Annotated in this window: 15 protein-coding genes and 1 riboswitch; of the genes, 11 read left to right on the top strand and 4 right to left on the bottom strand. The window is 45.1% G+C overall.

All coding sequences use genetic code 11. From position 1 onward, the window contains the following. Nucleotides 1-68 precede the first annotated feature (68 nt). Entirely contained in the window at nucleotides 69-1,244 is a 1,176-nt protein-coding gene (locus tag AC4E8D_RS18065; RefSeq protein ID WP_490205057.1) for a M20 family metallopeptidase, read from the bottom strand. Between the two features lie 182 nt (nucleotides 1,245-1,426). Here AC4E8D_RS18065 and AC4E8D_RS18060 point away from each other — a divergent pair, with 182 nt between their 5' ends. The 3 genes from AC4E8D_RS18060 to AC4E8D_RS18050 all read left to right on the top strand — a co-directional run bounded on the left by AC4E8D_RS18060 (nucleotide 1,427) and on the right by AC4E8D_RS18050 (nucleotide 4,691). Continuing rightward, nucleotides 1,427-2,890 carry an ABC transporter substrate-binding protein/permease gene (locus AC4E8D_RS18060; protein WP_221821613.1) on the top strand — a complete coding sequence of 488 codons (1,464 nt, stop codon included), beginning with the start codon at nucleotides 1,427-1,429 and terminating at the stop codon, nucleotides 2,888-2,890. Continuing rightward, a complete protein-coding gene (locus AC4E8D_RS18055; protein ID WP_017688094.1) occupies nucleotides 2,877-3,599 on the top strand; it encodes an amino acid ABC transporter ATP-binding protein in 723 nt (240 codons plus the stop codon). Before AC4E8D_RS18060 ends, AC4E8D_RS18055 begins: the two co-directional genes overlap by 14 nt. A 220-nt stretch (nucleotides 3,600-3,819) precedes the next feature. Continuing rightward, a riboswitch (cyclic di-AMP (ydaO/yuaA leader) is annotated at nucleotides 3,820-4,017 on the top strand. A 2-nt stretch (nucleotides 4,018-4,019) separates the two neighbouring features. Further along, nucleotides 4,020-4,691, top strand: a complete 672-nt coding sequence (locus AC4E8D_RS18050) for a 3D domain-containing protein (protein WP_221821611.1) — start codon at nucleotides 4,020-4,022, stop codon at nucleotides 4,689-4,691. 104 nt (nucleotides 4,692-4,795) lie between these two features. Here AC4E8D_RS18050 and AC4E8D_RS18045 read toward each other — a convergent pair whose 3' ends face one another. Continuing rightward, nucleotides 4,796-5,587, bottom strand: coding sequence for a polysaccharide deacetylase family protein (locus AC4E8D_RS18045; RefSeq protein ID WP_339177081.1), 792 nt, complete (start codon nucleotides 5,585-5,587; stop codon nucleotides 4,796-4,798). Between the two features lie 153 nt (nucleotides 5,588-5,740). Between AC4E8D_RS18045 and lpdD the strand changes: the two genes are divergently transcribed. From lpdD to AC4E8D_RS18020, 5 genes are all read left to right on the top strand, one after another. Further along, entirely contained in the window at nucleotides 5,741-6,082 is a 342-nt protein-coding gene (gene lpdD / locus AC4E8D_RS18040) for a prenylated flavin chaperone LpdD (protein WP_221821609.1), read from the top strand. Nucleotides 6,083-6,193: 111 nt separating this feature from the next. Next, nucleotides 6,194-6,865 carry a PspA/IM30 family protein gene (locus tag AC4E8D_RS18035; RefSeq protein ID WP_339304176.1) on the top strand — a complete coding sequence of 224 codons (672 nt, stop codon included), beginning with the start codon at nucleotides 6,194-6,196 and terminating at the stop codon, nucleotides 6,863-6,865. A 95-nt stretch (nucleotides 6,866-6,960) separates the two neighbouring features. Beyond that, complete coding sequence (locus AC4E8D_RS18030) at nucleotides 6,961-7,362, top strand: DUF350 domain-containing protein (RefSeq protein ID WP_036613690.1); 402 nt, start codon at nucleotides 6,961-6,963, stop codon at nucleotides 7,360-7,362. Nucleotides 7,363-7,385: 23 nt separating this feature from the next. After that, the gene (locus AC4E8D_RS18025; RefSeq protein ID WP_076210134.1) at nucleotides 7,386-7,892 is read left to right on the top strand and encodes a DUF4178 domain-containing protein; all 507 of its coding nucleotides are present in this window, start codon (nucleotides 7,386-7,388) and stop codon (nucleotides 7,890-7,892) included. Between the two features lie 12 nt (nucleotides 7,893-7,904). After that, nucleotides 7,905-8,642 (top strand): DUF4247 domain-containing protein, encoded by a 738-nt coding sequence (locus AC4E8D_RS18020; RefSeq protein WP_221821608.1) that lies wholly within the window; start codon nucleotides 7,905-7,907, stop codon nucleotides 8,640-8,642. A 111-nt stretch (nucleotides 8,643-8,753) separates the two neighbouring features. On the opposite strand, the gene hlpB is transcribed toward AC4E8D_RS18020, so the two are convergent. Continuing rightward, nucleotides 8,754-9,044: an HNH nuclease-like protein HlpB gene (hlpB, locus tag AC4E8D_RS18015; protein ID WP_221821607.1), complete on the bottom strand. Its 291-nt coding sequence runs from the start codon at nucleotides 9,042-9,044 to the stop codon at nucleotides 8,754-8,756. 199 nt (nucleotides 9,045-9,243) lie between these two features. On the opposite strand from hlpB, the gene AC4E8D_RS18010 reads away from it, so the two are divergent. Together AC4E8D_RS18010 and mobB are read left to right on the top strand one after the other, a co-directional pair. Next, a complete protein-coding gene (locus AC4E8D_RS18010) occupies nucleotides 9,244-10,533 on the top strand; it encodes a molybdopterin molybdotransferase MoeA (protein ID WP_490206493.1) in 1,290 nt (429 codons plus the stop codon). Between the two features lie 6 nt (nucleotides 10,534-10,539). Then, nucleotides 10,540-11,100 (top strand): molybdopterin-guanine dinucleotide biosynthesis protein B, encoded by a 561-nt coding sequence (gene mobB, locus AC4E8D_RS18005; RefSeq protein WP_221821606.1) that lies wholly within the window; start codon nucleotides 10,540-10,542, stop codon nucleotides 11,098-11,100. Nucleotides 11,101-11,319: 219 nt separating this feature from the next. Here the strand turns inward: mobB and xerS are convergent, their stop codons facing one another. Then, on the bottom strand, nucleotides 11,320-12,426 hold the full coding sequence (xerS, locus tag AC4E8D_RS18000; RefSeq protein ID WP_076331583.1) for a tyrosine recombinase XerS: 1,107 nt from the start codon (nucleotides 12,424-12,426) through the stop codon (nucleotides 11,320-11,322). A 179-nt stretch (nucleotides 12,427-12,605) separates the two neighbouring features. Between xerS and AC4E8D_RS17995 the strand changes: the two genes are divergently transcribed. Beyond that, nucleotides 12,606-13,094: a GNAT family N-acetyltransferase gene (locus AC4E8D_RS17995; RefSeq protein ID WP_076210139.1), complete on the top strand. Its 489-nt coding sequence runs from the start codon at nucleotides 12,606-12,608 to the stop codon at nucleotides 13,092-13,094. Nucleotides 13,095-13,101 lie beyond the last annotated feature (7 nt).

Genomic DNA, 13,101 nt, shown 5'->3' with positions numbered 1-13,101 from the left:
GGTACCCGGAACAAGCTTGAAATTCAAGCCCTCTCAGGGTACCCCTATGCAACGTGCTGAAACAAATGTTAACGAATAGCTTGCTCGAACTCAGTAAGGATGGATTGAAGCAGTTCCGGCTGGCTCAGGACGTCATAGGCTGTTGTAGCGAGTGCCTTGGCTCCCAGAATCATCCCGTCCAGGGCACGCTCTTGGAGTGCAAGATCACGGAAGGCTATGGAGTGCAGTGTGTGCACCTCGTCTACAACACGAATGTAAGGATGGATGGCAGGACATTTCAGGGAAACGTTACCGATGTCCATAGAGCCGTGATCATTACCACTCACTATCTCTTCTTGCGGGATACCAAGTTCCATCAGATTTTGACTAAACGCAGCTGAGAATGCTTCATTGGTAACCATCTCGTCATAGGAGGTTTCATAGTTGGATGTCACCAGCTTGCATCCTGTCTGGAGAGCAGAACCTTCAGCGATCTGAATTACACGTTCTGTGAGGATATTCAGTTCTTTGCGAGTTGCTGCCCGTACATAAAATTGCGCAGAAGCATAGTCAGGAATGATATTTGCTGCCTGACCTCCATTGTTGATCACACCATGAATCCGAACGGTGCTTTTCACTTGTTGCCGGAATGCGTTGATTCCGTTGAACGTTTGAATGACGGCATCAAGAGCATTAATACCTTCGTGCGGACTTGCAGCAGCATGTGAAGATCGGCCATGGAATTCAAATTGCACAGCATCAATAGCCAGCGAACTGCCTGACTTTTCGTAGGCATAATACGGATGCGCCATGAGAGCGACATCACAGTCATCGAACAGACCTGCTTCCGCCATCGGAACTTTGGCACCACGTGTCTCCTCAGCGGGTGTACCAAACACTTTAATTGTTCCGCCGACTTCTTCCAGAATGGATTTCAGCCCCACAGCAGCCCCAAGACTCATCATGCAGATCAGATGGTGACCACAAGCATGACCGATCTCCGGCAATGCGTCATATTCACACAATAATGCAATGGTAGGGCCGGGTTTGGCGGCTGAATAGGTTCCGATAAAGGCTGTCTCCAGTCCAAGGATTGGAGCCTCTACAGTGAACCCGTGATAGATCAGTTCTTCTTTTAGACGAGCAGAAGCAAGATACTCTTCATTCCCCAGTTCGGGGTTGGCACCGATATATGATGAAATGGCTTTAAAACGGGAAGCATATTGATCAATAACCGTCAGGATCTGTGATTTGTTAGATGTCATTAGTAAACTCCTTATGCAAAATGAAAATAATTTATTGATTATATCATGTTTGCTTTATTTTTTCAGAAACAAGTCAAGATTTGTATTGTCAAAATGCATTGCATAATCATGCATTGTACTTTATAATGACTCAGTCATCAACATGAGAAGCATACAAAGTATTGTAAGGGGAGAGAAAAAGGTTGAAATTAATAAGTCGTTACACCATGATGCTGTTGACCTTTGTTGTTCTGCTGACAACTGCCGTTCCTGTGGCACTTGCAAGTGGAACTACAGATAATTCAGGCAGTAAAAAGCTGGTGCTCGGTACAAGTGCCGATTTTGCACCATACGAATTCCATAAAGTGATTAATGGTAAAGATGAAATCGTCGGCTTCGATATTGAGATCGCCAAAGAGATTGCCAAAGATCTTGGCGCTGAGCTTGTGATTGAGGATATGGGCTTCGACGGTCTTCTGCCTTCATTGCAGAGCGGGCGTGTTGATCTGGTGATTTCAGGTATGACGCCGACGGATGAACGGAAGAAAAGTATCGATTTTTCCGACACCTATTATAAATCAAAACAAGTGATTATGGTTCGCAATGTGGATAAAGACCAATATCCAACCATGGCAGAACTTGAAAATGCGAAGATTGGCGTTCAGAAAGGCTCCATTCAGGAAACGATCGGACAGAGTATTCCAGGAGCGAAGCTTACTGCGCTGGATAAAATCTCCGATATCGTGCTTCAACTGCAAACAAAACGCATTGACGCGGCAATCGTTGAAGATACCGTTGCTGCAGGTTATCTGGACGATATCATTGGACTTGCTGCTGCTGTTCCGGACGAAGAGCAAGCAGAAGCGGCAATCGGGATTCGTAAAGGTAATACCGAGCTGCTAGCTGCAGTAAATGGAACACTGGAGCGACTGAAAAGTGAAGATAAAATCAATCAGATGGTGACGGACGCCAGCCTCTTGATGGCGGATAAAGCGAACAAATCACAAAATATTTTCCAAGTATTCTGGGAGTACAAAAGTTTCTATGCTACAGGTGTAGGATACACACTTCTGTTGTCTGCACTTGGGGTTATCTTCGGGGTAATTATTGGATTGATCATCTGTTTGTTCCGTTTGCATGACGCTGCAATCTTGCGCTGGATCGGTACTGCTTACGTTGAAGTGATCCGTGGCACACCGATGCTGGTACAATTAATGATTATTTACTATGGTTTTTCCCTGAGCTTTGGCATTAACTTCACTGCCCTTCAGGCAGGTATCATCACGCTTTCCATTAATAGTGGTGCGTATCTAGCGGAGATTTTCCGTGCAGGTATCCAAGGGGTGGATCGTGGCCAGTTGGAAGCAGCTCGCTCCCTCGGAATGGGCAGAGGTGCAGCCATGCGCTACATCATATTGCCACAGGCTTTCAAGGCCGTATTGCCGGCAATTGGTAATGAATTCATAACGATTATCAAGGAATCCTCCATTATCTCTGTTATCGGTATGGTGGACATTATGTATCAGGCAAGTGTAGTCAAGAACATTACGTACCAAGGCTTGAGTCCATTTTTGATTGCAGCAGCCATCTACTTTGTAATGACGTTTATTTTGTCCAAGCTGCTGGGACGACTGGAAAGGAAGTTGAGTGCAAGTGATAGACGTTAGACAATTACACAAATCTTATGGAAATAACGATGTGCTTAAGGGCATTAATGTGACGATTGGCAAAGGCGAGGTTGTCGTGGTTATCGGTCCTTCCGGTTCAGGTAAAAGTACATTCTTGCGTTGTCTGAACCTCTTGGAACAACCTACATCAGGTGAAATCGATTTTGAAGGTGTTTCAATTACGGACCCCAAGCACAACATTAATGCAACTCGGGAAAAAATGGGCATGGTGTTCCAGCATTTCAACCTGTTCCCACACAAAACGGTACAGCAAAACATCACGATTGCTCCGATTAAAGTGAAGAAACAATCCACGCAGGAAGCGGAGAAAATTGCTGCTGATCTGCTTAACACTGTGGGCTTGTACGATAAAAAAGATACATTCCCGAATCAGCTGTCCGGTGGACAGAAGCAGCGGATCGCTATTGCAAGAGCATTGGCTATGCAGCCGCATGTCATGCTGTTTGACGAGCCTACTTCGGCACTGGACCCCGAGATGGTCGGTGAAGTGTTGGATGTCATGAAACGTCTTGCAGAAGGTGGGATGACTATGGTCATTGTAACGCATGAGATGGGTTTTGCACGTGAAGTAGGAGACCGGATCCTGTTCATGGATGGCGGGGTTATTGTAGAAGAGGGAACACCTGATGAGGTGTTTGGAGCACCAAAAAATTCACGTACACGTGATTTTCTTGCCAAAGTACTCTAAATGAAAGTGATCAATAGCGTTACTGACTTCGAGTCGGTGACGCTATTTTTTTATGGTTAATAATCACGTATGGATTCGGAAAAGTAACTATTCTGTTACCAAATGTAAAGTAATCGGGTCGTCCAATATTTCTAAAGTATCCAGTACTCTTACATATGCTTACATGCTAAAAAACCATTTGGTAAGAATTACTACAAGTTCAGGTTACAAAATTGTGATATATTGAACTCTGCCGAAACTTCCGGACAGGGAGTGCGGGGGATGTAACGATGCAGATTTGTGCAGGGGGAAGATCTACAGCACACTGCTTGGGGTGAATTAGGGGTACATAACGTTTCAAATGTAATGAAGAACCTATAGGGTGGGCTCCTCATCCGAATCCGACAACTAACTTCGCAGGCACAATGAGGGAGGAAGACCATGATTAACAAGAAACGTATAGCCAAAACAGCAGTAGCATTAATGACAACAGCAATGCTCATTCAAGCCGTTCCGGCTCACGCCGATTCAGTTCATGTGGCCAAAGAAGGGGATACCTTCTACACCTTATCAAAACAATATGGAGTAGCAATGAACACGTTGGTTAAAGCAAACAACGACATTTCACCTTACAATATTTATGGTGGTTTGAAAATTACAATTCCCGGTAAGGCAAACAATCTAGCTGCCGCGGCGACGGGGAGCAAGACCCAAGCCAAAACGGTTACTACAGCAAGCTTGGACGTTAACGCAGATAACAAAGTGGTTCAAGCCTGGGGTAAAACATTCGATTACAGCAAAGCTGTGAACGTGAAAGCAACGGCATACTCTGCAGATCCGTCTGAAAATGGAGGCTGGGGTGCAGTCGATTATTTCGGAAATGACCTTGAACTGGGTACGATTGCAGTTGATCCAAGTGTAATTCCACTCGGAACCAAAGTACTGGTAACGGGTCACAGCCATCCAGGATTGCCAAAACAGGCTTTTGTAGCCACAGCGCGTGATGTAGGCGGTGCAATCAAGGGTCACCGGATTGATATCTTTATCCCGGGTAGCAAACAGTCCGTAAGCACATTTGGATTTCAGGATATCGAGCTGTACATTCTGAAGTAGAAAATTAATTACATCTAACGAATTCAAACAGGGTGTCTGCCAGTCGCAAACTTGCGATTGAACAGCACCCTTTTAATATTCTCATTTATTTCTTCATCGTCATCTTAATCTTTGGCCTTTGACAATCCCAGCATTTCGTCCAAGGTGACAAGTTCATATCCGCGCTTTTGCAATTCCTCAATGATTTCAGGCAAAGCCTCAATCGTGCCGTTCAGGTTTGATCCTACACCGCCTCCAGCATGTTGCAGAACGATGGAGCCTGGTTTTACGGCAGACAGGATGTTATCTTTCACCTGTTCCTTTGAAAGGCCTTTCCAGTCCAGAGAGTCTACGTTCCAGTTCACAATGCTATAGTGTTGTTTGGCAGCCCATCTCAGCTGTTCTTCATTAATGTCTCCATAAGGCGGCCGAATCATCTTCGGCGTATATCCCGCCAAACGTCGAATAATATCCCCGGTATGTAAAATTTGTTTGCGAAAGGCATTCATCGACAGCTTACTGAATTCAGGATGATTGTAGCTGTGATTACCAACCATATGCCCTTCCTTAATGATGCGTTTCACCAGATCCGGATGTTTCTCTGCACGACTACCCACGATGAAGAATGTAGCTCTGACATTGTATTTCTTCAATACATCCAGCACTTGTGGAGTAAATCGTGGATCAGGTACATCATCAAAAGTCAGTGCAACCTTCTTTGTTGAAGGACCATTGGTTTTGAACGTATCGGCATATTTTTGACGTAACTGTCCCAATGTCAGTTGTTCTTCTTCCGCAGAATCCGAACCTGATACGGATTCACTTGGCGGGCTTGAAACATCCCGCGATGAAACTGGAGCATGATATCCTCCGAGAAAAATAACGATAACCATCAGCATAATGAGGCGTACGCGCATAATAACGGCCTCCTTTTCCAAAATGACGTTCTCTTTGGTATGCCCGGGCTATCCATAAGTTATGCGTAGTGTGAGAATTTTCATTGCCGATGTAGCTCATGAAAGCCATAATTCCTCCATATATAACATATAGAAAAGGATAGGTGGATGGGTATGAGTACATATGATTTGAAATCCATACGTTTACAGGTGATTGAAGCAGGAGAAGATAAGGTTTTTCTCGTTACGGGAGGAAAGGCGCATATTGGCGCCGCAGCCACATTCTATGTAGATCATGAGCGCGTAAGCGGGACGACGGTACATATTCCCGGTCATAAGGAACAAGAACTGTGTGAGCGGCTTGCCCGGAAGGCTGCCCAGCAGCTGAAAGTAACCGTTACGGTGATCATGGGTATTCATTTTGATTCCATCACGCGGATGCAGATCGACGAAATCGTGCAGACTGCAGAGAGGTTGATGGAAGATCATCTGATCAAAGATAAACGATCTTCCTGACGTAAGAGTCATCGAATGTTTTGATTTTATTTGCTAAAATTGAAACGAGTTGTAGATTGTTACGTATGTATGTTTATATACGATGTAATATCGACTAGGAGGAATAACATAATGTCCATTTTCAAACGTTTGCGTGATCTAACCATGTCTAACATCAACGCCATTATTGACAAGGCGGAAGATCCAATCAAGATGACGGAACAATATATCCGCGACATGCAAGAGGATCTGGAAGATGCGGAGAAAGCAGTAGCTCAACAAATCGCCATTGAGAAGAAATTCAAGCAGTTATTCGAAGAGCAGGAAGCTCTTGTGAAGAAACGTGAAGAGCAGGCGCATACGGCGGCACGTGCTCAGAATCTGGATTTGGCTCGACGTGCTCTGGAAGAGAAAAAGGCTGCTGAAGAGAAGATGGCTGAGTATAAAACCAGCTATGACCAAAACAAGGCTTCTGCAGATAACCTGCGTGGCAAGCTCGACGAGATGCGTAAGCAACTGACTCAAATGAAGAACAAACGTGAAACACTGGTAGCCCGCTACAATGCAGCAAAAGCCCAAACGGAAATCAACAAAGCGTTGAATGGGTTTGGCTCTGATACTGCAAGTGCTGGTATGAAGCGTATGGAAGAGAAAATGATGCAGATGGAAGCACAGGCAGAAGCAAGTAACGAAATGTCTTCCAAAGGCAAGTCTTTGGATGAAGAGTTCGAGAAGTTGGGTAAAGATCAAGCTGTTGAAGACGAACTCGCAGCATTGATGAAACAGTACGATAATAAGAACTAATACCTTGGTTGTCAGCAGGGTTAACCAGCGGAGGAGAAGAGCATTTCTCCTTCGCTTTTAAATGCGGTTCATGTTGATATGTGGGGGCTGTGTAAATGGATTTGAATATTTTGGCGATGTTGGTCTGGACCGGATCTGGTTCGGTTTTGCTGTTTGTCTTGATGTATGTAGATTCACTGTTCACGAAATATAAGGATTTTGCTGAAGTTAAGGCTGGCAATATGGCAGTAACCACACGTATGGTGATGAAATTATTTGCACAAGGGTATGTACTCGCTACGTCCATTTCTACAGCTGGTCATCTTGGAGAGGCATTGCTGGTCTCCGTTGTATCCTTTATCATTTTGTTGATTCTGGAGAGCGTTGTACACTTTATGATTCGCAAATGGGCCAATCTGGATCTGGATACGGGAATTCAGCAAGGGAAGACAGGATACGGGTTGTTCTCTGGCGCTTTACATATCGTGGGCGCACTGATTATTGCAGCTTGTTTATAAGATAAGGAACAGGAGTAATTCTCATGAGTGTATGGAAACGAATTAAAGGAATACTAACAAAACCTGAACCACCGCAGGCAGAGAAAACGATGCTTCAGCTTGCACCTGGTGATATCTGTGAGGTTTCTCTGGTCACTTATGAAGTCGTTGGTCGGGTACAAAATCGCGCTCGAAATGCAGTTGTGCTCACGCTGCAGGATGGTACCGCATTTCGATATTTGCATATCGAAGAACGTGAACTCACACGTTACGCTCTATATACACCAATTGATGGCAGGCTTGATGCACCTGATGAGGTGCCCACATTACTGGACCTGGATGGACGCGCATTTCATCTGGAGGAAGAGTATGGAGGCATGGTATCAACGGCAGGTAGAACTCCATATGGCCAGGCTGGAGAACAATTGGTATGGCAGTATCAGTCGGATGATAATATGCTTCTTCGGGTGGAGTGGCAAGACAGAAGATTTACACTGTATGAGGGTGAGTCCATTCTTCCTGCGGATATCAAAGTGATTCGTTCGAGCTAGGAGAGGTTCCCAATGAAAAAACGCTTGGCACATGGATTAAAATTAATGCTGGTCCTTAGCCTTGTGATGTCTCTGTTGTCCGCGTGCGGAGCACCTTCTGTTCAGGACACATACCCGCTTGAATCGGTTAACGGCAGTGGTAACTCAACGTCCTATGTGTACCGGGCTTCTGACCGTACCGTTCCGGAAGTGGCCCAGGAATTGTCTGACCAAAGGCAACCGGATCAGATCTCGGCAGAGAACACAGAGCGTATGTTCCTCGTGTATCAGGACGAGTATTATCATCTGCAACAAGACCCGAACAAGCCGGAGGATACCTTGGTTGAGGTGGACTCCAAGGAATATGTTCGGCAGAACTACGATTCATCTTTTTTACAAGGTTATCTGACCGCTACGTTAATCGGTAATCTGTTCGATTCTTTTGGCGGGCGAGGTTATGGCAACTATCGAGGATATACCAATAAAGATACGTATAAACCGAGTGCAGGATCTTATCGTGCACCAACAAGTAATGACAAGAAGCTTGCTCCACCTATTACTGTTGATCGGAAAGGTACGATTACAAGGCGTGGAAGCGATAAAGATTCAAGCGTGGGATCTGGCGGAGGATTATTCAACCGCAACAGGGATCAGAGCAAGGGGACCATTGATCGTAACAAGAGCAGTGGTGGGTTGTTTGATTCACCTAAGAAATCCTACAAAAAACCAAAAACCAGAGTGGGCGGCGGCCGAATTAAGAGGCGAAGATAATAAACATCTAATCATAAGGATGGCTGCCAATCGCATAGTTCATTTAAGAACAGTGAAAAGGGAAGGCGAATCACCTCGCCGGCATATGACCTTGGAGCTGTTCTTTTTGGTTTACGATTGGCGAACATGATTGGATTTGCGTACACGGGGAATCGTTGAAGCAGGCTGTTTACGAATCCAGCGGATAAATGGAATCATTCGTTCATCCTGTCTCAAGGATTGCAGGTTCGTGAGACCAAGGGTTACAATGTCGCGATTGGTGTATAGCGAATGAATCTGTTTGTGACAGGGGATGCACAGGTTGGCTGTTGGCAGTAATGTTCCGCCCATTTCTTTGGGTGTCAGATGATGAACGGTTGTGTTAACAGGTTCTCTTCCGCATAATTCACATCGATTACTCATGATTATCGCCTCCCTTTGTCACTTATATTATGAGCAGACAAGATGCCATTCATGTTGAATATTGGTCAAGGATGTTACACCTGCAAGAAATAAGATTTTGTCACAGGATTCAATAAGTGATGTACTTGTTATCTTACAGCATTCGGGCTACACTTTCTAAAAGATGATATGTCTCTAGGAGGTAAGAATACTTTTGAAAATGAACTCACATTCACATGATATGACAACTGCCAAATTCAATCGTACAGCTGTACAGGTACCGGATGCCCAAGCCAAAATAGCTGCAAGAGTTACTGAAGGCTCCATTGAGAAAGTCCACCTTGAATCTGCTCATGGCCGCACACTTGCAGAGACAATTCAGGCTCCTCATCCGTATCCATTCTTCCGGAGATCGGGCATGGATGGCTTTGCCATTATAAGTACAGATACTACAGATGCATCAAGTGAGCAACAAATCTGGTTTCGTGTAATTGATGAAATTCCTTGCGGCTACACCTCGGATCACACCATTGTTTCAGGTACAACTGCTCGCATCATGACGGGTGCACAGGTCCCGGAAGGTGCGGATGCGGTAGTCATGATGGAGATGACCGAGAGCAAGGTAGAAGACGGAGAACAGTGGATTGCATTGAAACGGCACATATTGTCAGGTGCTAACATCACCCCAATCGGACTGGAAGTCCAAGAGGGACAGCAACTGCTCGAAGCAGGAACGATCATCGGGGCAGGGGAGCAGTCCGTGTTAGCTACTTTTGGCATAGCAGAAGTTCCCGTATTTCAACGTCCAAAGGTGGCGATATTCGCAACCGGCACGGAATTGCTTGATGTAGATGAACCATTACAACCAGGTCGGATTCGGAATAGCAACAGTTACATGCTTCGCTCTCTGGTTGTTGAGGCAGGTGGAGAGCCTGTGATGTACGGTTCTATTGCAGACGATGTGAATACGGCAAGGGCCAAACTGGAAGAAGCCATTCAAGATAATGATATCGTGGTGACCACAGGCGGAGTGTCTGTCGGGGATTATGATATTATGGGTGAACTTGTGCTGGAAGAACATGTGGAGATGTTGTTTAACAAAGTGACGATGCGACCAGGCAGTGTGACCACAGCTGCTGTATATAAAGATAAATTGCTTTTTGCACTTTCGGGTAACCCAGGGGCTTGTTTTGTAGGTTTTGGTCTGTTTGTTCGTCCAACCATTCGTTCCATGCAAGCGGATGCTCATCCTTATTTGGAAGAATGGACTGCAATCTTGAAAGAGGAATACACCAAAGTTAATAATTTTACACGGTTCGTGCGAGGACGCACAGAGATTCGCAACGGCATGGTGTACGCGATACCGGCTGCTGCCCGTGTAGATGAATCCAGTGTGATGATTACCATTAAGGACAGTGATTGCTTGATTGTTGTTCCCCCTGAGAAAAAAGGTATTCCTGCGGGTGAGCAGGTACGCATTCTCAAACTGCCCTCAGGTCATGTGAGGTAGTGGTAGATGACTACAATGAGTGATACAAAACCACATATCATACAGATTGTTGGATACAAAAACACGGGCAAGACAACCTTGACAGCCGCGCTGATCGGGCACTTTTCTTCCTTCGGACTTAAGGTAGCGGCGATTAAGCATGATGGACACGACCATTTCGAGATGGATCAAGAAGGAACGGATTCGTATCGATTTGGAGAGGCTGGGGCCTCGGCGGTGGTTGTTATGTCAGAGAAACGTACTGCGATTATGGAGCGACAGTCAACCAAGCTGGAGGATATGTTAAGTCATCTGTCCGATTATGATTGGATTGTTGTTGAAGGTTTCAAGGATGCTTCTTATCCCAAATTCGTGATGGTTCGAGAAGAGAAAGATCTGACCTTGGTTGATCAGCTTGAAGGGGTAGTGGGTATGATCTCATGGCTACCTTCAGAGCTGTTTATAGAGCGGAGCACCGTAAACAGAGATATAACGTGGTACTCAGTTCATGAAACGGAGGATATAGCCAAAGCGTTGTTAGCGATGGTTGAGAGCGAGTATAGGCAGAATGGTGAAGTCAAATCGTAGAAATGTTAAGACACGGGGACATAATGGTCTCTATACATGATTGAATGTACAGTGAGCGTGATTGATCGTCTTTGAATAAACGTAATTTTTATTATGTAAACTAAAATCATTTCTGCTTATGCTCTTCTCTTTGAATGATGCAAAAAACAAAACAAGCAGCAGACCTTTCTCGGATCGAAATCCTTGATACGGCTTGCTGCTTTTATGTTGTTCGGGATGTTACATCCCGTCGTCAGTACGGCGTTCGATGGCTTCGGACATCGTTTTGTCGGTAAGGTGAGCATAGATCTCGGTCGTTTCCGTAGAAGCGTGGCCGAGCTGCTCTTTTGTTTTGTAAATATCATTTTGCAAATAATAGTCCGTTGCGAATGAATGGCGTAATTTGTGCACAGTCAGGTATGGTTTGCCAAAGCGCTTGGCGTATTTCATAATCATGGCCTGGATCGCTCTTTTGGTCATTCGACTTCCTTCTGAATCTCCGTTTCGCATGGCAATGAACAGACCTTTTTCCCGCTTGGGCGTACGGTAACGTGATTGCCGCAGATTCATATAGGTCGCGAGTTCGTCCTTGGCCTGTTCCCTGAAATAAACGGGTGTTTTGTATGTCTCATCATTATTACCTTTGCGATAAACATACAGGAGTTTGTTGTTCAGATCGAGGTCATCGACGTTCAGGTTCACAACTTCCGACACCCGTAAACCTGAATTGAGAATCAGGCTGGCAATACAGGCGTCTCGTTCTTTGTTGAGCTCATGGGAATAGAGTGCCTGCTTGTTCTTCTCCATATCAACAGCGTAACCTTCAAGGATATAACCGATAAATTCCAGCAGTTCCTCTTCCTCCAGGATTTTACCTTTGAGTTTGGCAGCGGTGTCCTTGGGTTTATGGGTACGCTTGATCTCGATTTTGGCCATAATGTTCCGCTTCAGCAACGGATAAAAGTCTTCATCTTCCGCAATCTGACTCAGATAATGAAAAAGGGAGCGAAGGGAAGAGAGCTTTCGAGAGACGGTAATTCTGGAATTGGTTCCTTCCCGTTTGGTTGTGAGAAATAACCGATAGGCGGTAACCGAATCCATGCGTAGGACTTCCAGTTCAGTCAACGTAACTTCTTTATTAGAGCTTGCCTCGGACAACCCTTCTGCTCGCAACCATCCGAAGAAAGCTTCGTAATCTCTCAGATATTCGAGCAGGGTAGAGGGGGACAGGTCAGGCAGCTTATAGTCCATGAATTGCTGAACGAACCAAGGCATGGAAGGTAGTTTGTCATCCAGCTTGCGTCGATCAATCTCTTTTTGCACGTTGGTCAAGTTCGACACCTCCATGTGAAAAACATGATAAAATTAATATTCAATTTAATAGTATTCTATGTTCTAGTGTACCATAATTTACATGCTCACAGCTTGTTCACCAAAGCAGGCAATAAGCAGGATATGCTTCCTTGCCCTTCGGCACGTAAACCTTTAAAGTAATCAGTATAGGTAGAGCAGAGGAGGTGAACCGGATGAATATGAAAATAGAACTGGTTCCCCGGGAACGCAGTCAGGTGATACGGCATTTAATGCAATTTTATCTATATGATTTTACCAAATATCTGAATATTGATGTAGACAGTAACGGCATTTTTCCGGAATATCCCGGTCTGGAGGCATTCTGGACAGAGGAGGACCGCAAGTTTCCTTTTTTGATTACAAGTGATGGGGCACCTGCAGGGTTTGCTCTGGTGGAGAAATTGGAGCCTGGAAGCAAGGATAATGACTACTATTTGACTGAGTTTTTTGTGATGCAAAAATATCGGCGCAGTGGAGTGGGCACTCGGGCAGCATATGAATTGTTTAAACGTTTTCCTGGCAGATGGAAAGTAACCCAGGTTCGGAACAATGTCATTGCCCAGGCGTTCTGGCGAAAAATTATAGGGGAATATACGGGAGGACGCTTTCGGGAGAAGTTCCATCCGGAGCTGGGCAATCCAAGCCAGTATTTTGTAACCTGATTCGCGT

The organism is Paenibacillus sp. SRL342 (genome assembly GCF_984798905.1).
This window is presented reverse-complemented; position numbering and strand designations above follow the sequence as displayed.

What these genes read in the sequence shown, in the direction of transcription:
- lpdD (WP_221821609.1), top strand. Translation starts at nt 5,741, where the DNA reads ATGAGTACATATGATTTGAAATCCATACGTTTACAGGTGATTGAAGCA.
- AC4E8D_RS18020 (WP_221821608.1), top strand. Translation starts at nt 7,905, where the DNA reads ATGAAAAAACGCTTGGCACATGGATTAAAATTAATGCTGGTCCTTAGC.
- hlpB (WP_221821607.1), bottom strand. Translation starts at nt 9,044, where the DNA reads ATGAGTAATCGATGTGAATTATGCGGAAGAGAACCTGTTAACACAACC.
- AC4E8D_RS18045 (WP_339177081.1), bottom strand. Translation starts at nt 5,587, where the DNA reads ATGCGCGTACGCCTCATTATGCTGATGGTTATCGTTATTTTTCTCGGA.
- AC4E8D_RS18065 (WP_490205057.1), bottom strand. Translation starts at nt 1,244, where the DNA reads ATGACATCTAACAAATCACAGATCCTGACGGTTATTGATCAATATGCT.
- xerS (WP_076331583.1), bottom strand. Translation starts at nt 12,426, where the DNA reads ATGGAGGTGTCGAACTTGACCAACGTGCAAAAAGAGATTGATCGACGC.
- AC4E8D_RS17995 (WP_076210139.1), top strand. Translation starts at nt 12,606, where the DNA reads ATGAATATGAAAATAGAACTGGTTCCCCGGGAACGCAGTCAGGTGATA.
- AC4E8D_RS18025 (WP_076210134.1), top strand. Translation starts at nt 7,386, where the DNA reads ATGAGTGTATGGAAACGAATTAAAGGAATACTAACAAAACCTGAACCA.
- AC4E8D_RS18030 (WP_036613690.1), top strand. Translation starts at nt 6,961, where the DNA reads ATGGATTTGAATATTTTGGCGATGTTGGTCTGGACCGGATCTGGTTCG.
- AC4E8D_RS18050 (WP_221821611.1), top strand. Translation starts at nt 4,020, where the DNA reads ATGATTAACAAGAAACGTATAGCCAAAACAGCAGTAGCATTAATGACA.
- AC4E8D_RS18035 (WP_339304176.1), top strand. Translation starts at nt 6,194, where the DNA reads ATGTCCATTTTCAAACGTTTGCGTGATCTAACCATGTCTAACATCAAC.
- mobB (WP_221821606.1), top strand. Translation starts at nt 10,540, where the DNA reads ATGACTACAATGAGTGATACAAAACCACATATCATACAGATTGTTGGA.
- AC4E8D_RS18010 (WP_490206493.1), top strand. Translation starts at nt 9,244, where the DNA reads ATGAACTCACATTCACATGATATGACAACTGCCAAATTCAATCGTACA.